This window comes from Microbacterium sp. SORGH_AS_0421, assembly GCF_030818635.1.
Taxonomy (GTDB): Bacteria; Actinomycetota; Actinomycetes; order Actinomycetales; family Microbacteriaceae; genus Microbacterium.
Genome location: NZ_JAUTAO010000001.1, coordinates 789022 through 811014, shown reverse-complemented (window position 1 = coordinate 811014; position 21993 = coordinate 789022). Strand labels below are relative to the sequence as shown.

Here is a 21993-nt window from a genome sequence, read left to right as displayed (position 1 = left end):
GATCGTTGCGCTCCTGTGAGGTGAGGGAGGGGTGGGGGCTGCCGGACGCTGGCAGGATGGAAGGCATGGTGACCCTGCTGCTCGACTCGACGCAGCTCGAGGTCGTGCTCTCGCCGACCGAGCGTGCGATGTCTTTCCGCAAGAGCAACATCGTCGTCCCCCGTGAGCACATCGAACGGGTGCAGCTCACCGACGACGCGTGGACCTGGATCCGCGGTGTCCCGAACCCCGGGATCAACCTGCCCGTCGCGGTCGGCGCGGGTACCTGGAAGTCGGCCGGTGGGAACGACTTCGTCATCATCCGGGGTCGCAAGCCCAGCGTGGTCATCGACCTCTCCGGTCATGACGAGTTCGAGCGCCTGGTGCTGACGACGAAGCACGGGGTCGCGTTGCTCAAGGCGTTGCGTCTCGACGTGGCATCCGAACCCGAGAACGTCGCCGACATCGTCCGCTGACGCCCGCGCCGGCCGGCGCCCGTGCTCCCAGCTCTCTCTCTCCCTCTCTCTCCGCTCGTTGAGTGTCCAAAACACCCGGACGAATTTCTCAAGCGTCCGGGTGTTTTGGACACTCAACGGGTACCACGACGCCTGAGACGCAGCTTCCGCGAGCCAGCGCTAGGACGTGAACTGCACCACGGTGTCCCACGCGAGCTTGACGATGAGGATCGACAGCGTGACGAGGAACACGATCCGCACGAAACCGCTGCCCCGCCGGGTCGCCATGTGAGCGCCGATGAAGCCGCCGGTGACGTTCATCGCGGCCATCGCGAGCCCCAGCACCAGCAGGATCTCGCCGTGGACGCCGTACACCGCGAGGGCGGCGAGGTTCGTGGTGAGGTTCGCGATCTTCGCGTTGACGCTCGCCTGCAGGAAGCCGTAGCCCAAGACGCTCACGATGAGGATGACGAAGAACGAGCCCGTTCCCGGCCCCAGGATGCCGTCGTAGAACCCCACCGCGAGACCGATCGCCGCCGCCCGCCAGGCGATGGCCACCGCCTTGTCGTGCCGCGGTTCGTGGTGCAGGCCCATCCGGGGCTTGAGCAGGGTGTACAGCGCGACCGCGATCACGGCCACGAGGACGATCGGGGTCAGCACCTCGCGGGGGACGAACCGCGAGAGCGCGGCGCCGGCGGTGGAACCCGCATACGCCCCCGCCACGAGGGGGATCAACAGGACGAGCTGCACCCTGATCTTGCGCAGGTACACCCAGCTCGCCGAGAGCGTTCCGAAGAACGAGGACAGCTTGTTGGTGCCGAGGATGAACGGGGTCGCGACGTCTTTCGGAACGGCGATCACGAGCGCGGGGAGCTGGATGAGTCCGCCCCCTCCGACCACCGCATCGACCCAGCCGGCGACTCCCGCGGCGATCAACAGCAGCACGAGGGCGGCCACCGAAACGGGGAGCCACTCGGCGATCACCGGTCCATCGAGCACGGTTGATTCTCACTGACCCCGCAGCAGCCGACCAAATGCGGGGACGATGAGCGCACTCGTCGCGGGTGCGCCCCGCTCAGTCGATGTCGCGGCGCCAGGTCGTGAAGAAACCGATGACGAGGAAGACGACCGCGTACCCCAGCAGAACGAGGCCACCGACCCACCAGTCGAGAGCGCTGTTGTTGCCCGTGCCCATGGTGCCGAAGATCGTCTGCCCCACCAGGGCGTCGCTCGCGGCGCTCGGGAACCACTTGACCACATCGCCGAAGCCCTCGACGAGCCCGCCGATGGTGCGCACGATCGGTTCGATGAACAGTGTCACGGCCAGCACGATGACGATCGCGGCGACCTGATTGCGCACGACCGTGCCCACGCCGATGCCGATCAGGGCCCAGAGGGCGAACGCCAGCAGCATGCGCCCGATCAGCACCCACGTGTCGGAGGAGCCGAGCTCGGCGTCGATACCGAAGACGCTCAGCACGCCCGCGCCGGCGGCGACGGCGGCGATCGAGCCCAGGATGCCGTAGAGCAGCCCGACCACGATGCCGATGACGAATTTGCCGACGAGGACGACGCCGCGGCGCGGGGTCGACAGGAAAGTCGGGGTCAGCGTCTTGTGGCGGAACTCGGTGGTGACCATGAGCGTGCCGATGAGCAGCGGGAAGACGTAGCCGACCGCGGTGGCCGAGCTGTAGACGAGAGGCGGAACGCCGGCGCTCGACATCAGGGGGCCACTCGCTCCGGTGAGCTCGCCCGAAGCGAGCCCTCCGAAGACGAAGGCGAGGGCGGCGGCGGTGAAGCCGACGTAGGCGACGAGCACGATGCCCAGCACCCACCAGCCGGCGGTGCTGAACTGCTTGGTGTACTCGGAACGCGTGGCGGCGACGAGGCTCATCGCTGCACCTCCTGGTCGGCGGGCGTCTTCTCGGACGGGCTCTCGGGCCGGTCGCCGGAAGGTGTGGGCGCGACGATGTCGATCACACCGGTCGAGGCCACGGCGTAGGACTGGCGCGGACCGGCCTCAGACGTCAGGGGCGTCTCGGCCGCGGTGCGCAGCGTGCGGGGTGGGGCGATGACGGCGACGAGGGCGGTGGAGGGACGCGCGTCGTCGTGCGGGGCCGGTGCCTCGGAAGAGAGATCGTCGTGGCTCACCGCGGGGGCGGGTGCGCCGGTCGGTGCGGGGAAGGCGTCGAGACCCGTCGCGGGCGCCGGGGTCGCGGCATCCGGGATCGATTCGGTTGCGGGGACCGCACCCGCGCTCTCGTGCACACGCACCCCGCTCACGAGCTCCAGGAAGATGTCTTCGAGGCTCGCGCCCTTGCTCTGCAGGTTCGACAGGGCGATGCCCGCGCCGGCGGCCAGGCCGCCGATCTCGACCGGGTCGTGGTGGCGGATCGTGAAGCCGTTGCGCAGCAGCTGGTACCCGATGCCGCGCTCATCGAGCACGCGCGACAGAGCCGCTCGGTCGGGGGAGTCGACGACGGTGGCGTACTCGTCGGGGTCGGCGAGGTCTTCGATGCCGCCCTGGAACACCAGACGGCCGCGCGAGATGATCAGCAGCGCGTCGACCGTCTGCTGGACTTCGGCCAGCAGGTGCGAGGAGATGAGGACGGTGCGCCCCTCTTCGGCCAGGTGGCGCAGCAGGGAGCGCATCCAGCGGATGCCCTCGGGGTCGAGGCCGTTCGAGGGTTCGTCGAGGACGACGACGCCCGGGTCGCCGAGCAGTGCCGTGGCGAGCCCGAGGCGCTGGCGCATGCCGAGAGAGAAGCCGCCGACCCGTCGGCCCGCGACGTCGGCGAGACCGACCAGACCGAGCACCTCGTCGATGCGGGAGGCCGGCAGCCCGGCGGCGCGGGCGTACACCTTGAGGTGGTTCGCGGCGGAACGGCCGGGGTGGAAACTCGAGGCCTCGAGGGCGGCTCCGACGGTCTGCAAAGGCGACGACAGCTCGCTGAAATGCTTGCCACCGATCGTCGCGGTGCCCGAGGTGGGGCGCACCAGCCCCAAGAGCATGCGCAGCGAGGTGGTCTTGCCGGCGCCGTTGGGACCGAGGAAGCCGGTGACCTGCCCGGGTTCGATGCGGGCGGAGAGATCGTCGACGGCGGAGATCGAGCCGAAGCGTTTGGTGAGCCCGGCGAGCTCCAGCACCTGTCCGTCGGGCATACGGCACCTTTCGTTCTGCGTGCGTTCTTCCTATCTTCCCCGATCCGGGGGCGAAAACACAGTTATCCACAGCCGAGGGCGCGGCGGACCGGCTGTGTAACGTGGCACCGTGCACGCACAGCGAACCGAAGACGTCAGCGCGGGCGACACCGCTGCCGACAGTGTCCTGGTCGGGGGTCGCGGTGGCCTCGGTCATCTGACGCTGAACCGTCCGAGGGCGATCAACGCCCTCGACCTCGAGATGATCCGCGCCCTGAACCTCACGCTCGACCGCTGGGAGCAGAACACCGACGTCGACGTGATCCTGCTCGACGGTGCCGGCGATCGTGGATTCTGCGCCGGCGGGGACGTGCGGGCGCTCCACGAGATGGTGACGGCGGGCCGCGTCGACGAGGTGCACGCCTTCTTCCGCGAGGAGTACGCGCTCGACCATCGGATCGCGATCTCGCGCAAGCCCGTGGTCGCGATCGCCGACGGCGTCTGCATGGGCGGCGGCATAGGCCTGGCCGGTCACGCGGCCATCCGCATCGTGACCGAGCGCTCGAAGCTCGCCATGCCCGAGACACGCATCGGGTTCACTCCCGACGTGGGCGGATCGTGGTTGCTGGCTCGAGCCCCCGGCCGGCTGGGCGAGTACCTCGCTCTCACCGGCGGGACGATGGATGCCGCCGACGCGGTGTACGCCGGCTTCGCCGACCACATGGTGCCGACCGCGCATCTCGAGGCGCTCTACGAAGCACTCGAGAACCGCGCCGATCCGTCGAGCCCCACCGAGCTGGTGCTGCTGTTCGATGAGACCCCGGAGCGCTCACGGCTCGAGGACGCCCGGGAATGGGTCGACGACGCCTTCGCGGCCGACGACGTCTTCGGCATCCTGGACCGCCTTCGTCGGCGTCCCGAGGTCGAAGCGCACGAGACGGCCGAGCTGCTGGCCTCGTCGGCGCCGACCGCGCTCGCGGTGACGCTCGAGGCGGTCCGTCGAGCTCGCGAGCTGCCCTCGCTCCGCGCTGCCCTCGCGCAAGAGTACGGACTGGTCATGTGGTTCGCCCTCACGCAGCCCGACCTCGTCGAGGGGATCCGCGCGCAGGTCGTCGACAAGGACCGGTCGCCGTCGTGGTCTCCCGCGCGACTCGACGACCTTCCTCCCGAGCGCGTCGCCGAGGCCTTCGCCTACGCGCCCGAGCCCGCGCTGTGGTGATCGAGGCCTGACCTCGCCGTCCGGGCCGCACTCAGCCGCAGCGGGTTAGCCTGAGAGGCGCCGCGTCCTCGCGGCAGAACGGATGAACGCACGTGTTCGACAGTCCTATGTCGTCCTCGGCATACGAGGTGCTCCGCGTCGCGGCCGACATCGACGAAGAGGGCCTGCGCCGCGCGTATCGCGTGCGTCTACGCGAGACGCACCCCGACACCGGGGGCGACGCCGCGTTGTTCGTCCAGGTGCAGCGCGCGTGGGAACTCGTGGGAACGCCCGAGGCGCGCAGCGCCTACGACCGGGGCCGCGGGACGGCTCCCGGGGAATGGGGCGGCGGGGTGCCGGCATCCGCTCCCTCCCGTCCGAGCGACACGCGTCCGCGCGCACGCTCGCACGGCCAGCCCGGCGGGTGGCGACGCGAGCGCTATCTCGGACTCATCCGCGAGTGGGTGGGGCGCGGCGTCGAGATCCCCGACCCCTACGACCCGGCACTCGTGCGCTCGGCTCCGCCCGAGATCCGGCACATCCTCGCCGACGCGCTCGCCGAAGAAGAGACCGCGCGCCTCGTCTCGGAACTGGGCATGGGCTACACGGTGTGGCACGACGTGTTCGCCGATCGCGACGGGCGCGACCCGGAGCAGAAGCTTGACCACCTCGTGCTCGGACCCAGCGGCCTCTACGCTCTGCTGAGCGAGGACTTCGGCGGCCCGGTGGGCGTGCGGCGCGGCGAGATCACCGGAGCGAACGTCATCGGCTCCCCGGTGACCGAGCTCGTGTCGCGGGCGCGTGTGATCGCGCGAGCGGCCGGCGTCCGCTTCAGCGGAGCGATGGTGGTGCTTCCCGACGACGCCGTGCTCGATGCGATCACCGAACTCGGCAAGGTGCGCGGAACGCCCGTGGCCCTGGTCACGCGCAGCGCCCTCACCACTCTGCTGCGTCGGGGGATCACGGGGGGTCGCGAGGTCGGCGGCACCGAACTGTTCGATATCCGCACCAGGTTGCAGCAGCGCGTGCGGCACGTCTGATCAGCGACAGGTCGCCGCTACCTGCCTAGGGTGGAGTCATGAGTACCGACGAGACCTCGGGTGCCTCGGCATCCGACGACATGAAGCGCAAGTTCAAAGAGGCGCTGGAGAAGAAGAACGGCCAGCACCGTTCGGGTCAGGCGCACCTCGACGGCCACTCCGCCGTGCAGGGCACGCACGGAGCGGTCACCAAGCGGGAGTTCCGCCGCAAGAGCGGCTGAGGCCTCCGCCCATCGTCACCCGAGGTGTCGGGGACCCCTCTCATGAGCGGCGTCCCCGGCACCTCACGCGCGTTTCAGGGGCGCTTCGAAGAACGCCAGCTCGAGCGACATGGATCGGTCGTACGCCGTGGCCATCTCGTGCCGGAGGGGAACGGATGCCGATCGTGCGGCGGCATCCGCGATGCGCGCCGCCTCGGCGGATGACACGGCGAACGTCTCGTCTCCGTAGGCCGTGAGCCAATCGGCGTACGGATGATCGGCGGCGAAGGTGCCCCGCCAGCGCACGCCGATGTCGGTGTACAGGACGAAGCAGGGCAGGATCGCGGCCACCAGCACCGCGTACGACCCGGCGGCCGCTGCCGCGTGCAGGTGGTCGGTGTAGGCCCAGGTCGCCGGGGCTGCCTCGAGCCCGGCCGGATCGACGTGCGACTGGTGCAGCGCCGCCTCCTCGACCAGGCACGACACCGAGGCCGTCGCCCAGAACCGCTGTTCGTCGACCGTAGGAGCCAGAGCCGCCGCGCGGGCGAGCACGCGGGCGTACTCGCGCAGGTACAGCAGATCTTGCCCGAGGTACCAGGCGAACGCGTCGCGGTCGAGATCCCCGGATGCCAGACCCCGCACGAACGCGCACGCATCGACGTCGGCGCGGATCGCGGCGGTGGCATCCCACCGTGCGCTGCTCCAGGATCGGTCGAGGTCGATGTGCGGGCGCAGCTCGTGCAGGTGATCGATCGGGCCGTTGCCCCGGCCGACGTGCAGCGCCTCGGCGTGTTCGAGGGCGCCGGTGAGCCAGCGCTTCGCGCGGGTCAGGGCGTCGGGCCAGGGCATACCGTGCGCGGCGAGGGTCGCCATGGCCGATGACAGCGAGCAGCCGGTGCCGTGGGTGTGCGGGGTGTCGACGCGGCGGCCCGCAACCTCGTGCACACCGGTGGCGTCGACGATGGCATCCGGGCACTGTCGGCCGTCCAGGTGGCCGCCCTTGAGGAGGACCGCGGTGTCGGCCGTGGCGGCGAGCTGTTCGGCCTGAGCGACCGCGGCCTCCCATGTCGTCGCGACGGGTTCGCGCACCAGCACCGCGAGCTCGGGGAGATTGGGGGTGACGAGATCCGCGTGACGGCAGAGCGCGCGCACGGCGTCTTCGGCGTCGGGGTCGAGCAGCCGGTCGCCGCTCGTGGCCACCATGACCGGGTCGAGGACGACGACAGGTGGTCGCGTGGCGGTGAGCCAGCGTTCGACGGTGGCGATGACCGCGGTCGAGCCGAGCATGCCGATCTTCACCGCATCGATCTCGACGTCGTCGCTGACCGCGCGGAGCTGCTCGTCGAGGAAGGACGTCGGCGGTACGTGGACCGACCGGACGCCGAGGGTGTTCTGCGCGACCAGGGCGGTGACGGCGGCCATGCCGTACCCCCCGAAGGCGGCGATCGACTTCAGGTCGGCCTGGACGCCCGCCCCACCGGTCGGGTCGGTGCCGGCGATGCTGAGGACACGGGGGATCATGCCCCGGCCTTCCACGCGGTGCGCAGGTCGCGCACGGTCGCGCGCGGGTCGTCGCTCTCGCTCACGAGCGAGACGACGGCGACTCCCGCGGCACCGGTCCGACGCAGGGCCGTGACGTCCGCGATGCCGATGCCCCCGATCGCGACGCACGGGAGGGGAGCGGATGCCGCGAGCTCGCCGAACCCGTCGATGCCGAGCGGTCGCGGGTGGTCGGGTTTCGTCGAGGTGGCACGGATGACGCCGACGCCGAGGTAGTCGACGGTGCCCGCGGGCAGCGCCTCGGCTGCGGTGAGGTGCGCCGGGGTGTTCGCCGTCCATCCGATGAGGGCGTCGGGTCCGAGCAGCGCGCGCGCCGCGTCGACGGGCAGGTCGCTCTGGCCGAGATGGATGCCGTCCACCCGGGCGTTGTCTCGCCGGGTGCCGGGTTTTCGGCCCAGGCGCTCGCGCGCGGCGAGGACGACGTCGAGGCGGTCGTCGACGACGAACGTGCAGCGTCCCGCGATGACGTCAGCGAGGTCGAGGGTGCGGGCGAACAGTTCGCCACCGCTCGCGACCTTGTCGCGCAGTTGCACCACGCTCACGCCCGCGGCGACGGCCTCGTCGACGATGTCGCGCAGGCGCGCGAACGGCACGCGGTGATCGGTGACGAGGTGCAGGGACAGGTCGGCGGTCATCGCGTGACCTCGGTGTCGACGCGGACGCGTCCGTCGAGGTCGGCCGGCTCGATCGCGGCGAGCTCGTCGAGGAAGGCCACCGCGAACGATCCGGGCCCTCTCGTTCGGGATGCCGCCCGCTCCGACGCCACGGCCCAGATCACGCTGGCGGTGAGAGCCGCGTCGAACGCGGGGGTGACGGCGAGCAGGCTCGCCATCGCGGCGCCGAGGGCGCAGCCTCCGCCGGTGACCTTCGTCAGCAGGGCGCTGCCCCCGCTCACGCGCGCCGTGCGGGTGGCATCCACGATGAGGTCGGTCTCTCCCGAGACGGCGACGGTGCCGCCGGTGCGGATCGCGAGGGAGCGTGCGGCGTCGAGGGCGTCTTCCGCGGAGTCGGTGGCGTCGACCCCGCGGCCGCCAGCGCCGGCTCCCGCGAGGGCGAGGATCTCGGATGCGTTCCCGCGGACGATCTCCGGGTGCGCGTCGAGCAGCTCGTGCGCGAGGGCGGTGCGCACGGGCAGGGCGCCGACGGCGACCGGGTCGAGGACCCAGGGTGTTCCCGCGGTGACGGCCTCTCGGGCGGCATCCCTCTGCTCGCTCGTGGGGGTCCCGAGGTTGACGAGAACTCCGCCGGAGATCCCGGCGAACATCCCGGCCTCTCCGGGGATGTCGCACATCGCGGGCGAGGCGCCGAGAGCCAGGAGTGCGTTGGCGGTGAAGTTCGTCACCACCGCGTTGGTGATGCACTGCGTGAGCGGCGCGGCCTCGCGGAGTGAGCGCAGCGCTTCGGTGGGGGTGGATGGAGACGACGACGTGCGAACGACCATTCGCGACATCCCTTCGCTAGTACGAACTAGATCAGGTTCGACGGGTGTGTTCTCAGCCCTGGCGGGCACCCCGTGTCACTGCCTGGCACGCTAGCAGGTCGTCGGCCTCCGGATGCCGTGGTTCGTTCGCCGCGCTTCAGTCGTCGCGTGAGCCCGCGGCGGCGTTCTCGGAACGCGGTGCGGTCTCGTCGTCGTCCTCGAGACGCGGTGCGATGGGGCCGCCGAGGCCGCGTCGCTCGTCGCGGCGATCGGAGCGTGAGCCCGATCCCATGCCCCCGGCGCCTCGGCTGCCGGCGGCGCCGGCCGTGCCGCCGGCAGCCGTGCCGCCGGCTCCACCGGTGGAGGCCGAGGTTCCGGCTCCGCGGCTGCCCGCCGCGGCGGCGTTCGCGCCGGTTCCGGACGTACCCGTGCCGCCTGTGGCACCGCCGACCAGGGAGCCGGTGCCCGAGCGTGCGCCGAGTCCGGCACCGGTGGTCGAGGCGCCGCTCTTGCCCAGGAGGCCCCCGCTGCCGCTGATCGGGCGTCCGGCAGCCGCGGTGCTCGCGCCCCTTCCAGAGCTCAACCGGCTCAGCGCGGCGGCGCCACCGCCCCCTGCGATCAGTCCCGCCGAGAGGCCCGAGCCGAGGCCTGCGCCTCCGCCGGAGATGCCACCACCGGGGAAGGAACCCCCGATCGAGCCGGGGCCGGAGATGTATCCGGGCAGGGTGCCGATGCCGGAGATGGAGCCGTCCGGCGTTGGCGGGGTGTAGTGCGGGGGGACGAGGCTGAGGTCGAGACCGGGACCACCATCATGGGATGTACCGGGCTCGGGAATGAGGTGGGGCGGGATGGGGGTGGGCAGTGGGTAGCCCTCGTCCGGGTCGGGGTTGCGCGGGACGGGGATGCTCTGTCCACCTCCGCCTCCACCGCCGGTTTGCCAGCGGCTGTCCGTCCCTTCCGAGCTTCGAGTTGCGTCGGACGGGGGGTCCTCCTCGGTGAATTCGCGGGGACCCGCGGTGAAGGATGCCACGGGCGGGGCGGGCGGTGCCATGCTGTTCATCGTCTGGCTGATGGACGTGAAATCGGCCTTCGCTTGCTCCTCGCGTCGTTGAGCGAGGAAACCGTTGAGGGCCTGCACAGCGCCCTCGCCCGCGATCAGAGAGATCGGTCCGAGGAGCAGGGTCGTGCCGACCGCCGCTCCGCGAACGGCGAACTCCTGACCGGGCGACAGCGCCTCGTCCGGAAGAGCTGCGAGCTTCTCGCGCGCCGCCTGTCGAAGGCCGTTCGCCTGGTTCAGGGCGTCCGCCAGCGTTCCCTCCAGGTACGCCATTTGCTCGCCGATGGTCTTCGCACCGGCGCGGAACATCTTCTCCGCAGCTCCTGCCGCGTCACCCTCGATGCCGGGAAGATCTGCGGCAGCAGCCACAGCATCTCGAAGCGTGGCTAGCTTTTCGACCAAGTTCACAGACGCGGGGACGTCGAACGGGTCTCCAGCTTCGGCCAGGTTTGTCAGAGCCCGCTCATACGGACCGGTCATGAGCATCTCCATTTCGACGGTTCTTACGAGATATCAGGACCGTGACGACCGCCCCGGCCGCTACAACGATGCCGACCACGATCCCGATAACGGTCGGGAGCGCGGATGAGGACGGCATCGCTCTCTGCGCTGCGTCTTCGTCACCACGAGGTTGTGGGAGGTCCGACGAGTTTGCCGTCGGCGTCTCTTCTACGGGGAAAGCGAACCCGCGCGCGGCAGCTGCCTGAAGCTGTTCGTCGGTTGGCTTCGTGCGCCCGTCATTGATCAGGAGGTTCTCGTCCGGGTAGGTTGTGGGGTCCGTCGCCAGAAGCCGTGCGGGCCACGCGAGCCCGTACCCAAATCCACTGGCCGCGTCGTTCACAAGGTCGTGAGCTTTGTTCCCAGTGTTTCGCAGAAGCCCCTGCACCAGTTGATCGGGCGTGGCGGTCGTATATCGCTGTTTCGCCAGCGCGAGCATGCCCGCGACAAGTGGGGCAGCGAAGGAAGAACCCGACGCGACCCCGCCCGTTCCCCAGCCAGCTCGACCACTGCCCACGGTCCCGACGTGCTCGCCGGGCGCGACGAGCGTGGTCCCCTGGAAGACGAACGGCTTCGCGTCTGTGGAAGGAAGCTGGCCTTGCTCGTCTACGGCCGATGCCACAATGACGCCTCGATACTCGCGTAGCCCTGTCGCCGAGGTCGTGTTGGGATTTGGTCCCGACCCCACGAGAATCACACCTTTCGCTATGGCGTTGGCGATGACGTCGGAGTCGGACGATGATGTGCCACCCGCGATGGAGCTGATGACGATGTCCGCGCCGTCGTCGATGGCGCGTTGCACTCCCAGCCCCAGCGGGGTCAGTTGCCCCCCATGCTCGGCGGCGGTGCACTGGTCGGAATCAGTCTCAGTGCCATAGCTGAAGAACGTGACAGCTGCATCCGGTGCAATACCGCGCACTCCATCGGGCCCGGTGCCGTTCCCGATGATCTGCGCAACGACGGTGGTGCCGTGGATGGCGTCTTCTGTCGGATCGGTCGTCGTCGAGGAGGACGATTCAGCGCACAACGGCCGCGGGTCGACGACCAAGTTGCGGCCCTCGAAGACGGGGAGATTGGGGTTGATATTGGCGTCGATGACGGCGATCTTCGCGCCGGCGCCTGTCCACCCTTCGGTGTGAATGGCCGCCATGCCATAGGCGTCGTACCACCAGTTGTCCTCGGGTGCTGCGCTGGCAGCGAGCGAGGGGGCGAGGGCCAGGGCGGCTGAGACGGCGACAGCAGTGACGCCGCGGACCCACCGATTGCGTGGCAATGTGTTGCCGGTCACGCGCCGAACCCCGAACGCGCATCCGATGATGAATCCGCGGACGTCGGGGGTGTGGAGGGGGCGGAGGTTGCGGAGCCGGACGATGTGGGGGGAGGGCTGCTCGCGATGTCGTCGATCAACGCCGTCATCTCGCGCGCTTTGCTGTCGCTGATTTGGTCGTGATCTTGAAGCATGACGACCGCCTGTGCGAGCGCGTCGGCATTGCGCAGGGCGAACTCACGGACCTCCTGCACTCGTGCAGCGATCTCCTCAGCGACGCTCTCTAGCTTCTTCGTATACGCCTCGGGAGCGTCCTCTTCGCGGTTGCCGTGAACGACGGTGATCGCCGCATCGTTGGGCAGGTCGTCGCTCGCCTGTCGGATCCGCGAGACGTGGTAGTCGCTCACTCCGTCGTCGACTCGGATCATTCCGACCATGTCCAGGTTCCTCTCGCGCGTGGCACGAACGGGGCCCGACCACTGGCGAGAGCGTCGCCCCCCGGTTTCGCTTGCGACTCTATAATCGCGCATCCGCGGGAACGTGCAAGTCGGTTATCCACAACCGCCGACGCCCTCGCGGGGCCCGGTCTAGCCGGGCGTCAGCTTTGACCCCGGTATCTGCGGTCTCGCCCGACCTGCTCCCCAGAGAGCAGCGGTTCCGCCGTGCAAGCCGCGCCTCGGGAGCGGGCTATCCGACGCGGTCAGCCTCGGGAGCGGGCTACCGGACGCGGTCAATAGCGCGCAGAGAACCCGCCGTCTGCATGCAATAGCTGACCGCTGATCCAGCGACCCTCGTCGGAGAGGAGGAAGGCCGTGACACGCGCGATGTCGTGGGGTGTTCCGAGCCGACCCAGGGGATGGTGTGCGGGCAGCTGGTCGCGGGTGGGGCCGTCCATCCATCCCGTGTCTATGGGACCCGGATTCACGACGTTCGCGGAGATACGTAGCGGACCGAGTTCGCGTGCGGCCGAGATGACGATCCGATCGAGAGCCCCTTTCGAGGCGCCGTAGGGCAGATTGCCGGTGGTGTGATCGCTCGTGAAAGCGATGATCGCCCCACCGGTGGCGTCGACCTGTCGGGCGAACGCGGCGATCATCAGGAGAGACGCGCGGGCGTTCACTGCGGTATGGCGATCGAAACTCTCGGCAGTGGTGTTGAGAATGCCGGATTCGATGTCGTGAGCATGGCTCAGCACCAACGCCTGTATCGGCCCGCGGTCGCTCGACACGCGCTCGACGAGACGTGTGGGGCCCGAGGTGCTTGCGAGATCACACGGGTAGTCGCCGTCGACAAGGTCGCTCGTTACGACGTCCCATCAGTCGTTTCTGAGCCGGGGCACGATACCCGCGGCGATGCTGTCAGCTCGCGCTGCTCCGGTTACCAAAGCGAGAGGCATGGGGCCGAGCGTAACGGCCATGCAATCCCATGCCCGCGCGCAGATTGAGCTCGTCGGGCTCGCGATGGCGCGTCAGAAAGGTGGGGGCATCCCATCATCGTCGGGGTCGGGTGGGGGCGGGTCATCGGGGAGGAATCGGACGGCGGGGGAATAGGGGAGGGGCTCGTCGGCGTAGGTGCGACCGGTCGGGCTGGTCCAGTGGAGGATCCCGCCGGGATGCTGTGTCACGGTCCACCGGGTGAACTGCTTCTGAGTGTGGTGGCGTTGGCAGAGGTGGGCGAGATTGGCGACGTCGGTGGGGCCGCCGAGCGCGTAGTCGCGGGTGTGGTCGACTTCGCAGCGGATGGCGGGGACGGTGCAGCCGGGCCAACGGCAGTGGCGGTCGCGGGCGCGGACGTGACGGTCTAGGGCGGTGGTGCGCTGGTAGGTGTCGGTGTGCAGGACCGCCCCGGTGATCGGATGAGTGACGACCCGGTCCCAGGGGACGGTGGTGGCATCAGCCAAGGTTCGGGCTGTTTCGGCGTCGATGGGGCCATGTCCGATGAGCTCGGCGGGGTCGTAGTTCTCGCGGTCGGGCGTCAACATCGTCAGCGCGGGCACGATGACTTGCACGCGGGCGCGGATGGCGCCGAGGGTGCCGGGGCCGTCGTCGGTGCGGGTGGGGTCGGCTCCGGGGGAGCCGGTGAGGAGCAGGTCGGCGAGGATGTCGGCCCGTAGCTGCGCGGTCGTGCGCTCATCGGCTGACGCGTCGGGGCCGTCGAGGCGGTGATCGATCAGGGCGCGGGCCTGGTGGGTGAGTCGGTCGTAGATGCCGACCGCCAGGACCGTGGGAAGGGTCGCGACGAGGTCCGACATCCCGTCGTGCCCGGTGGTGATGCGCACGCAACGGGTGTCGCGGCCGCGGCGGTGGCGTTCAGTGAGGGTGGTGGGATGCAGTCGTTCGGCGAGGACGGCGAGGCGCGAACGCAGCCGGCCCGGGCTAAGACCCTCGGCGGTGGTGACCGCGAGCGCATCGAACTCAGCCCGTACGTCGACCGGGAGAGGGGAGCCGATGTCGAGGATCACCCCCACGTGGGCGCGGGTGAGGACCCCGCCTTCCCAGGCGGAGAGCGTCTCGGGGTAGTCGTCGACGAGGGCCATGGCGCGACCGATCTGGGTCTGCACGGTGCGGTCGGAGATGTTCTCTGCCGCGGCGATCTCGGATGCCACCTCGCGCAGGGCGAGCTCTGCGGCGCGGGAAGACGCGCAGAGGCCTGCCATCACGTCGAGGGCGAGGTGACCGGCTTCGGCGAGGGCGCGGGTGCGGGCTGCTTCGGCGTGGGCGACTGCGGCGCTGGCGCGTCGGACCTCGTCGACGAGGGTCGACAGGAGGCGTGGCCTGCCGGGGTTCGTCGGAGAGGTGTCATCGTGCATGTGTGCATGCTAACGGTGACCTCCGACATCGAAGTGTGTAGAAAATCCCAGATGGGGATAACTTCTTGGGTTGCCCGCCTGGGGAGGAGCGTGGTCCGGCGAAGCGGGCCGGGCTGTCGAGGAAGCGTGCGATGTAGACCGCCTCGACTGGTGTTCACGACAGGCTCATCAACCTCGTGGGAGCGCCTCGATCGGTGGCCCCGACGACCCCAACCGCCCCGGGTGAAAGCGGGTGGCGGACGGGGCGTGACTGGCCGTTCCGACGGATTCAGCCACTGGGTACGAAAGCGACCGTCGGCTCCGCGTAGCCAGCGCCGCACCACGGCGCGTGGCCCCCATCGATCGCGCAGCACCGCCCGTACGAGCTCGATCGTCTTCTCGGACGTCACCCCGACGTGTCGCACCGCAGCGCGTCTGTCGCCCCCACCGATTGCGCAGCACCGCCCGCACGAGCTCAAGCGCCTTCTCGGGCGTCACCCCGAGATGCCGTAGCGCAGCGCGTCTGCCGCCCCCAGCGATCTCGCAGCACCGCCCGTACGAGCTCGATCGCCTTCTCGGACGTCACCCCGACGTGCCGCACCGCAGCACGTCTGTCGCCCCCACCGATCGCGCAGCACCGCCCGCACGAGCTCGATCGCGCGCTCGGACATCACCCCGAGGCGGCGCACCGCAGCCCATCGGTCGCGCTCAACGGTCCCGCAGCGCCGCCCGTACGAGCTCGACCGCGTCGTCCGCCGACACCCCGAGGCGCCGCACGGTCTCGACGTATGTGCGCGCGGCGCCGGCGGCTCGAGCGGATGCCGCGTCGGCCCCCTTCACGAACGTGCCGGCACGACCGCGGGTTTCGACGTACCCCGCCTCCTCGAGCTCCCGGTACGTGCGCGCCACCGTGTTGGCGGCGAGGCCGAGCTCGGTCGCGAGCGCTCGCACCGGCGGCAGCCGCGTCCCCGCGACGAGCTCGCCGGCCTCGATCTGCGCGATGACCTGCGCCCGTACCTGCTCGAACGGCGGCGTCGAGGAGGTGGCATCCACGGAGAGTCTCATGGCTCAGTCGTTCAGACCGAAGAGGTCGAGCGGGTGTGTGAGGCGCCACCAGGGGCTCGGCGGCTCGATCTCGCCGGTGAGCTTCACATCGACCGTGTCGGCGTCGACCGGTCCGGTCGCGGTCAGCGTCCCCACGGTCGAGCCCGCCGTGGTGGTGTCGCCGAGGCTGAAGGTCGTCGAGGTCTGCGCCGCACCGCCGTTCCACAGCACGACCGTGGCGTCGGACTCCGTCACGAGATCGATGTCGGGACCCCACAGCGTCTCGGCCTTGCCCACCAGTGTGCCGGCCGGCACCGACGGCTTCGGCTGCAGCTCCTGCTCGATGCGGGCGAAGAGATCGCGTGCCGCCTGATTACGGCTGTCGGGGCCGGGCTGACCGAGCACGGCGGCGTACGCGCGCACGGTGGCGGTGCCCACGGTGATGTCCTTCGCCACCAGCAGGTTCCACGCATCGAGCGTGCCCGTCTTCACCCCGATCACTCCGGGGTCGGCCAGCAGCGCGTTGCCGTTCTTGAACGTGCCGGCTCCGGGCAGGGTCAGCTCCGGGGTGCGCACGATCTCGGCGATCACGGGATTGGCGAGCGCCCGCTCGGCCAGTGCGATGAGCGCGGCCGGGGTGGCGGTGTTGCCGGCTTCGATCCCGGTGGGGTTCACGATCGTAATGCCCTCGATGCCCCGCTCCGCGAGGTACTGGGTCGCGGCGGCCGCGAACTCGGCATCCGTCCCGAAGAGGTCTGTCGACAGGCGCTGCGCGTAGTTGTTGGCGGAGGCGATGAGCATGCCCTGCAGCATCTGCAGCTGGGTGAGGCTGCCGTCGACGGGAACGTCGAGCGACGACTCCCCGCGGGCCCGGTACTGCCAGTAGTCCGCGCTGTCGGCCTGCGTGAAGGTGTAGCTCTTGCCCTGTTCTCCCGGGGCGAGCGGCAGTCGATCGAGAACGACGAGTGCCGTGACGACCTTGGTGATGCTCGCGATCGATTCGGGAGCGCTGGCCGACGACGACAGCGTGTCGGGGATTCCGTCGAGCGCGATCGCCGCTTCGCCCTCGGCGGGCCACGCCGGAACCGCCGCCGGAGCAGCGATCGGCTGCACGGCGACCGCCCGGGTCGTCGGCATGACGGCATTCAGCGGCCAGAGCAGCGTCGTCGCGGCGTAGGCGGCGATGATCAGCACGAAGAGCAGCGTGGGGATGATCGTTCCGGGGCGCAGCACCGGCCGACGCGCACCCGCGAGCAGGTCGACCGAGCGCGAGGTGGCCCCCGAGACGACGAACGTCGGGGTCGGTCGCGGGGCTCCCGCTTCGTCGGGATCGACCCAGAGCAGCGCCCCGAGCGCGACCGGCAAAGGCGTGGCGCGAGCCTCACCGGAGGAGACCTCGGATGCCGGGGGCTCGCCCACCGCGGCATCCGCCACCGCGCCACCCTGCTCCGCCTCCCCCGACCGCAGGGCAGGGGACGTGGCATCCGGAAGCTCGAGGGCGGGGCCGAGCTCGCCCGTCGTCGACAGAGCGGGGCCGAAGTCGCCGGAGGTCGCCGCGCGAGGCGAGGAGTCCTGGGCACGCAGCGCACGCCGTGAGGCCGGGGTCTGCTCGTGCACCCGCCCACGCTACCCCGCGACACCCCTCTATACTCATCACGACAACCACGGGAGTCCGGTGAGCCGGGCTGAGAGGAAGCGAATCCACGCTTCGACCGTCGAACCTGATCCGGATCATGCCGGCGCAGGGAGGAGAGAAATGCACACGTCCACGTCTGCCCCCGCGAACCGTTCATCGGTCGCCGCGACGAACCGCTTCTCGTGGCGCGTCGTCGACATCGTCGTCGCCGCCGTCCTGGGTGTTGCGATCGGCCTGCTCTTCTGGGGCTGGAACACCGTCGGCGGCCTCTGGTTCACCGCGATGGACGGCCTCACCCCGGGTCTCGGCGGGATCGCCGTCGGCATCTGGCTGATCGGCGGCGTCATCGGCGGCCTCGTCATCCGCAAGCCCGGGGCGGCGCTGCTCGTCGAGCTGATCGCGGCGATCGTGTCGGCGCTCATCGGCAACGTGTGGGGCGTGACCACGATCTTCTCGGGCCTGGCCCAGGGTCTCGGCGCCGAGCTGATCTTCCTCGCCTTCCTCTACATGCGTTTCACGCTGCCCGTCGCGATGCTCGCGGGTGTCGGCGCCGGTGTCGGGGCCTGGGTGCTGGAGCTGTTCCTCACGCCCAACATCGTGAAGTCGCTCGAGTTCAACCTCATCTACCTCGGTACCCTCGCCGTCTCGGGTGCCCTGCTGGCCGGTCTCGTCGGCTGGCTGCTCGTGCGCGCCCTCGCCGCCACCGGGGCGCTCAGCCGCTTCGCCGCGGGCCGGGAAGCGCGTCGCGACGTCTGATGCGGGGCCCCGCACGCGTCGACGTCGAGGGCTGGGGCTGGCGCTACGCCGGTCGGAGGCTGCCCGCCACGCGCGAGGTCGATCTCGTCATCGAGCCCGGAGAGCGCGTGCTGCTGCTCGGGGCCTCGGGAGCCGGCAAGTCGACCCTGCTCGCGGGGCTGGCGGGTCTGCTCGGCGGCGCCGACGAGGGTGAGGTCAGCGGCCGGATCCTCGTCGACGGGGGCGCGCCCGAGGCTCAGCGCGGGCGCATCGGCCTTGTGCTGCAGGACCCCGAGGCGGGCATCGTGCTGTCGAAAGTGGGCGACGACGTCGCTTTCGGCTGCGAGAACCTCGGTGTCCCGGCTGTCGAGATCCCGACGCGGGTGGCGGAGGCCCTGGCATCCGTGGGGCTCGCCGTCCCCCTCGACCGCCCCACGAAGGCGCTGTCGGGTGGGCAGAAGCAGCGTCTGGCCCTGGCGGGGGTTCTGGCGATGCGACCGGGACTGCTGCTCCTCGACGAACCCACCGCCAATCTCGACCCCGAGGGCGTCGCCGAAGTCCGCCGCGCCGTAGAACGGGTCGTCGCGCGCGAGGGCACCACCCTCGTGCTCATCGAGCACCGCACCGCCGTCTGGGCCGACCTGATGACCCGCGTCGTCGTCCTCGCTCCGGGTGGTGGCGTGCTCGCCGACGGCCCTCCCGACCGCGTCTTCGCCGAGCACGGCGAGGCGCTCGCCGCGGCGGGGGTGTGGGTGCCGCAACGCCCGGTCGACCTTCCCGTACTCGAGCCCGCCTCGACACCGGATGCCGTTCTGCGGGCGTCCGCGCTGTCGACCGGGCGTGAGAGGCACACGGTCGTCGCGTCCGGGCTCGACCTCGCCCTTCCGCGCGGTGCCGGAACCGTGATCACGGGACCGAACGGCGGGGGAAAGTCCACCCTCGCGCTGACCCTCGCGGGGCTCCTCCCCGAACTCGCGGGCGAGGTCGTCGCCGCCGAGGAGCTCTCGGCGCGCGGGGGTCGCCGCCCCTCTCGCTGGAGGTCGACGGAGCTGCTGACCCGCATCGGCACGGTCTTCCAGGAGCCCGAGCACCAGTTCCTCGCCTCGACCCTGCGCGACGAGCTCGCCGTCGGACCCCGCGCTCTGCGCAAGGCACCGGCCGAGGTCGACCGCATCGTCGACGAACTGCTGGAGCGTCTCGATCTGGCATCCCTCGCGCTTGCGAACCCGTTCACGCTGTCGGGAGGCCAGAAGAGACGACTGTCGGTGGCCACGGTGCTCGCCGCCTCTCCCGCCGTCCTCGTTCTCGATGAGCCGACCTTCGGCCAGGACCGTCGCGGTTGGATCGAGCTCGTCGCCTTGCTCCAGCGGGAGATCGAGCGCGGGCGCACGGTCGTCGCCGTCACCCACGATGCGGACGTGGTTCGTCACCTCGGGCAGCACCGCATCCGGCTGGGGGACGCCGCGTGACCGCCCTCGCCGTCGAACGCCCGCGGACGGCCTGGCTCGACGGGGTGAACCCCGTGACCAAGGTGGCGATGGTGCTCGTGCTCGCGGTTCCCCTGCTGGTCTCGATCGACGCGGTGAGCGCGGGGACGGCCCTGATCCTCGAGCTGCTGTGCGTACCGCTGACGGGGGTGGCCTACGGAACCGTCCTGAGACGTCTGGTGCCGGTGATCGTCTTCGCCCCCGTCGCCGCGGTGAGCATGTTGCTTTACGCCCGGCCGGGCGGAACCGTCTACGGCACCTTCCTCTTCGCCACGGTCAGCGACGACTCCATCGCCCTGTCGCTGGCCGTACTGGTGCGCGTCGTGGCCTTGGCCATGCCGATCATCCTGCTCTTCGCCCGCACCGACCCCACCGAGCTCGCCGACGCCCTCGCGCAGGTGGCGAAGCTGCCCAGCCGTTTCGTGCTGGGGGTGCTCGCGGGTGCCCGCACGGTCGGGCTGTTCGTCGACGACTGGCGCACGATGAGCCTCGCCCGCCGCGCCCGGGGCCTGGGCGACCGCGGGGCGATCCGGCGTTTCTTCTCGATGGCGTTCGTGCTGCTCGTCTTCGCCGTGCGTCGCGGCACGAAACTGGCCACCGCGATGGAAGCCCGCGGGTTCGGGGCCGACATCGAACGGACGTGGGCGCGTCCGTCGACACTCTCGTCTCGGGATGCCGTGGCCCTGGGCGCCTCGGTCGCGCTCATCGTCGTCGCCCTCGCGGCGGCGGTGCTGTCGGGGGCGTTCCGGGTGGTGGGGACGTAGGTCCCCGCCGGGGTGCCGATGACGTCGCGAGGGTGGGCGACGACGCGGTGCGTCGTGGGCTCTCGACGCGGAGCGGACGGCTCAGAAGACGTACTCGAAGCAGAGCGAGCGCGGCATGGTCTCGAGATACGGCTCGTATACGGGGATCGGCGTGAACCCCGCGGCGGCGTACACGCGCAGCGACTCGGGCTGCATGCGCCCGCTCTGCAGGATGACGCGTCGTGCGCCAGCGCGTCGGGCCAGGTCGACGACCTCGGCGGTGAGCGCCGAGCCGATGCCGCGTCGACGGCCCGCGGGCACGACGACGAGGCGTTTGAGCTCCCATTCGTCGCCCAGGCGGCGCAGGATGACGTGCCCGAGCGGGGTGTCGTCCGCGTCGATCGCCAAGAGGGTGGCGACGACCTGCTCGGCGTGGACGGCGAGCGCCTCGGCGCGCTTCGCGGCGACCTCGGGGGAGTCCTCGGCATCGGCGTCGCGATACCGCTCGTCGAGGTCGGCGTCCAAGACGCCTCGGAGCGCCACGGCGCGGGGGTCGTCGACATCCACCCTGTCGATGCGGAAACCGGGGAGATTCACCCGTCGAGCCTAGGCGTGCGCGGGAACCACGCGGTGCGGAGGGACGGTACGGCGTGGAGCAGGACGTTCGGATCCTGGGGAAAAGGAATGCGCGCCGGAGACGAACGGTTCCGACATCGACAGAATGAGCACGGGGGATGCCATGGGATTGTCGTTCGGGATACTCGCGGTGAGTGTGGCCGTCGCGGGCGCCGTGATGTTCGTCGCCATGCCGCGCTGCGGAACCCCGGGCCCCACGACGCTCTTCTTGCGGTTCGCCGCCGTCGCGGGGGTGACGGCGGCCGGTTCCAGCGCGATGTACTTCATCTACGGCGCGGGCGGTGGCATCCTGACCCTCGTTCTCGGGGACGTGGGGATGATACTCGCGCCCGCCCTGCTCATCATCGCGCTGAGAGCCCTCGAGGGGCGGCGCGCGCGGAGGATCTCGGCGGTGATTCTCGCCCTCGTGCTCGTCGTCGCCGTGGTGACCGCCACGGTGCCGCTCCCGAACTCTCTCGCGGTGAAGGCCGTCGCCCTCGCCACCACCTGCGGCGCGTGCGCCTGGGCCGCCGCCCACTCTCGTGTCGAGCCCTTCGGCCCCCTTCGCGTGATCGCGCTGGCGACCGCTCTGTTCGCCGTCTATTCGCTGTCGCGTGCGATGGTGGGCGTCGTCATCGGCTGGGACTCGCCGCTGTATCGCTACGCCTTCTCATTCGCCCCCGCGACGATCCTCGGCGCTCTCGCCGTCGTCGCGATCGGTGCGGCGGTGGTGCGCGTGCGTTTCGGTCCGCGCGTCGAGACGGAGCCCGTGCACTGTCCGGCGGGGGCGACGGTCGTCGTGGGCGATTGGAACCTGGCATCCGCCGCCTATGGTCCCGATCGCATGCGGGGGCTCGTCGCCGACCTGCGCTCCGCCGCACGCGATCTCGATCCCGGCGCCGCCGACGTGCCCCGCGGGACCGAGACCATGGTGCCCGATGCGGTCTCGGCGCTCGGCGCACGCCTGCGGAACGTCTACGGGTGGGAGCCCGAGCAGACCATCCTGCTCGTGGACGGCACCGCCACCGGGGCGATCCGCACGCAGCGGGGGCGCTCCGCGAGGAGGAAGAGAGGCTCGTCGCGGTCCTGAGTCTCGACTAAAGTGATACTCGGTTTCAGCTTTCGAAGGA

21 protein-coding genes, 1 pseudogene and 2 riboswitches are annotated in these 21993 nt (G+C 70.4%); of the genes and pseudogenes, 8 read left to right on the top strand and 14 right to left on the bottom strand.

Annotated elements, in window-relative coordinates; genetic code table 11:
• Window positions 1-65 precede the first annotated feature (65 nt).
• Complete coding sequence (locus QE416_RS03770) at window positions 66-455, top strand: hypothetical protein (protein ID WP_103208103.1); 390 nt, start codon at window positions 66-68, stop codon at window positions 453-455.
• Between the two features lie 159 nt (window positions 456-614).
• On the opposite strand, the gene QE416_RS03765 is transcribed toward QE416_RS03770, so the two are convergent.
• From QE416_RS03765 to QE416_RS03755, 3 genes are all read right to left on the bottom strand, one after another.
• Window positions 615-1433, bottom strand: coding sequence for a TSUP family transporter (locus QE416_RS03765; protein ID WP_210075931.1), 819 nt, complete (start codon window positions 1431-1433; stop codon window positions 615-617).
• A gap of 76 nt (window positions 1434-1509) precedes the next feature.
• Window positions 1510-2328 carry an ABC transporter permease subunit gene (locus QE416_RS03760; RefSeq protein WP_267788471.1) on the bottom strand — a complete coding sequence of 273 codons (819 nt, stop codon included), beginning with the start codon at window positions 2326-2328 and terminating at the stop codon, window positions 1510-1512.
• Window positions 2325-3596 (bottom strand): ABC transporter ATP-binding protein, encoded by a 1272-nt coding sequence (locus QE416_RS03755; protein WP_307313613.1) that lies wholly within the window; start codon window positions 3594-3596, stop codon window positions 2325-2327. The genes QE416_RS03760 and QE416_RS03755 overlap by 4 nt, the downstream gene beginning before the upstream one ends.
• 109 nt (window positions 3597-3705) lie before the next feature.
• On the opposite strand from QE416_RS03755, the gene QE416_RS03750 reads away from it, so the two are divergent.
• The 3 genes from QE416_RS03750 (at window position 3706) to QE416_RS03740 (ending at window position 6034) form a co-directional block, all read left to right on the top strand.
• On the top strand, window positions 3706-4794 hold the full coding sequence (locus QE416_RS03750) for an enoyl-CoA hydratase/isomerase family protein (RefSeq protein WP_307313608.1): 1089 nt from the start codon (window positions 3706-3708) through the stop codon (window positions 4792-4794).
• Between the two features lie 92 nt (window positions 4795-4886).
• Window positions 4887-5813 carry a DnaJ domain-containing protein gene (locus QE416_RS03745; RefSeq protein ID WP_267788467.1) on the top strand — a complete coding sequence of 309 codons (927 nt, stop codon included), beginning with the start codon at window positions 4887-4889 and terminating at the stop codon, window positions 5811-5813.
• A 38-nt stretch (window positions 5814-5851) separates the two neighbouring features.
• Window positions 5852-6034 carry a DUF5302 domain-containing protein gene (locus QE416_RS03740; RefSeq protein ID WP_210075941.1) on the top strand — a complete coding sequence of 61 codons (183 nt, stop codon included), beginning with the start codon at window positions 5852-5854 and terminating at the stop codon, window positions 6032-6034.
• Between the two features lie 63 nt (window positions 6035-6097).
• Here the strand turns inward: QE416_RS03740 and thiD are convergent, their stop codons facing one another.
• From thiD to QE416_RS03690, 10 genes and pseudogenes are all read right to left on the bottom strand, one after another.
• Window positions 6098-7534 (bottom strand): bifunctional hydroxymethylpyrimidine kinase/phosphomethylpyrimidine kinase, encoded by a 1437-nt coding sequence (thiD, locus tag QE416_RS03735; RefSeq protein ID WP_307313606.1) that lies wholly within the window; start codon window positions 7532-7534, stop codon window positions 6098-6100.
• A complete protein-coding gene (locus QE416_RS03730) occupies window positions 7531-8208 on the bottom strand; it encodes a thiamine phosphate synthase (RefSeq protein ID WP_307313604.1) in 678 nt (225 codons plus the stop codon). Before QE416_RS03730 ends, thiD begins: the two co-directional genes overlap by 4 nt.
• Window positions 8205-9014: a hydroxyethylthiazole kinase gene (gene thiM / locus QE416_RS03725; RefSeq protein WP_307313602.1), complete on the bottom strand. Its 810-nt coding sequence runs from the start codon at window positions 9012-9014 to the stop codon at window positions 8205-8207. Before thiM ends, QE416_RS03730 begins: the two co-directional genes overlap by 4 nt.
• Window positions 9006-9097: riboswitch (TPP riboswitch) on the bottom strand. It overlaps the preceding gene by 9 nt.
• 53 nt (window positions 9098-9150) lie before the next feature.
• A complete protein-coding gene (locus QE416_RS03720; RefSeq protein ID WP_307313599.1) occupies window positions 9151-10419 on the bottom strand; it encodes a hypothetical protein in 1269 nt (422 codons plus the stop codon).
• A gap of 94 nt (window positions 10420-10513) precedes the next feature.
• Window positions 10514-11836 carry a S8 family serine peptidase gene (locus tag QE416_RS03715; RefSeq protein ID WP_210075951.1) on the bottom strand — a complete coding sequence of 441 codons (1323 nt, stop codon included), beginning with the start codon at window positions 11834-11836 and terminating at the stop codon, window positions 10514-10516.
• Window positions 11833-12252, bottom strand: coding sequence for a hypothetical protein (locus tag QE416_RS03710; protein ID WP_210075954.1), 420 nt, complete (start codon window positions 12250-12252; stop codon window positions 11833-11835). Before QE416_RS03710 ends, QE416_RS03715 begins: the two co-directional genes overlap by 4 nt.
• Window positions 12253-12545: 293 nt before the next feature.
• Window positions 12546-13211: pseudogene (locus QE416_RS03705) on the bottom strand (SDR family oxidoreductase).
• A gap of 72 nt (window positions 13212-13283) precedes the next feature.
• Entirely contained in the window at window positions 13284-14624 is a 1341-nt protein-coding gene (locus QE416_RS03700; RefSeq protein WP_307313594.1) for an HNH endonuclease signature motif containing protein, read from the bottom strand.
• A 687-nt stretch (window positions 14625-15311) separates the two neighbouring features.
• Window positions 15312-15668 (bottom strand): GntR family transcriptional regulator, encoded by a 357-nt coding sequence (locus tag QE416_RS03695; protein ID WP_210075959.1) that lies wholly within the window; start codon window positions 15666-15668, stop codon window positions 15312-15314.
• 3 nt (window positions 15669-15671) lie between these two features.
• Window positions 15672-17264 (bottom strand): D-alanyl-D-alanine carboxypeptidase family protein, encoded by a 1593-nt coding sequence (locus QE416_RS03690; protein ID WP_307313589.1) that lies wholly within the window; start codon window positions 17262-17264, stop codon window positions 15672-15674.
• A 37-nt stretch (window positions 17265-17301) separates the two neighbouring features.
• Window positions 17302-17412: riboswitch (TPP riboswitch) on the top strand.
• Here QE416_RS03690 and QE416_RS03685 point away from each other — a divergent pair.
• The 3 genes from QE416_RS03685 (at window position 17404) to QE416_RS03675 (ending at window position 20269) form a co-directional block, all read left to right on the top strand.
• Window positions 17404-18039 (top strand): ECF transporter S component, encoded by a 636-nt coding sequence (locus QE416_RS03685; protein WP_307313586.1) that lies wholly within the window; start codon window positions 17404-17406, stop codon window positions 18037-18039. Its footprint overlaps the riboswitch before it by 9 nt.
• Window positions 18039-19487 (top strand): ABC transporter ATP-binding protein, encoded by a 1449-nt coding sequence (locus QE416_RS03680; protein ID WP_307313583.1) that lies wholly within the window; start codon window positions 18039-18041, stop codon window positions 19485-19487. The genes QE416_RS03685 and QE416_RS03680 overlap by 1 nt, the downstream gene beginning before the upstream one ends.
• Window positions 19484-20269 carry an energy-coupling factor transporter transmembrane protein EcfT gene (locus QE416_RS03675; RefSeq protein WP_307313580.1) on the top strand — a complete coding sequence of 262 codons (786 nt, stop codon included), beginning with the start codon at window positions 19484-19486 and terminating at the stop codon, window positions 20267-20269. The genes QE416_RS03680 and QE416_RS03675 overlap by 4 nt, the downstream gene beginning before the upstream one ends.
• 81 nt (window positions 20270-20350) lie before the next feature.
• On the opposite strand, the gene QE416_RS03670 is transcribed toward QE416_RS03675, so the two are convergent.
• The gene (locus QE416_RS03670) at window positions 20351-20845 is read right to left on the bottom strand and encodes a GNAT family N-acetyltransferase (protein ID WP_210075969.1); all 495 of its coding nucleotides are present in this window, start codon (window positions 20843-20845) and stop codon (window positions 20351-20353) included.
• Window positions 20846-20969: 124 nt separating this feature from the next.
• On the opposite strand from QE416_RS03670, the gene QE416_RS03665 reads away from it, so the two are divergent.
• Entirely contained in the window at window positions 20970-21953 is a 984-nt protein-coding gene (locus QE416_RS03665) for a hypothetical protein (RefSeq protein WP_307313576.1), read from the top strand.
• Window positions 21954-21993: the final 40 nt, after the last annotated feature.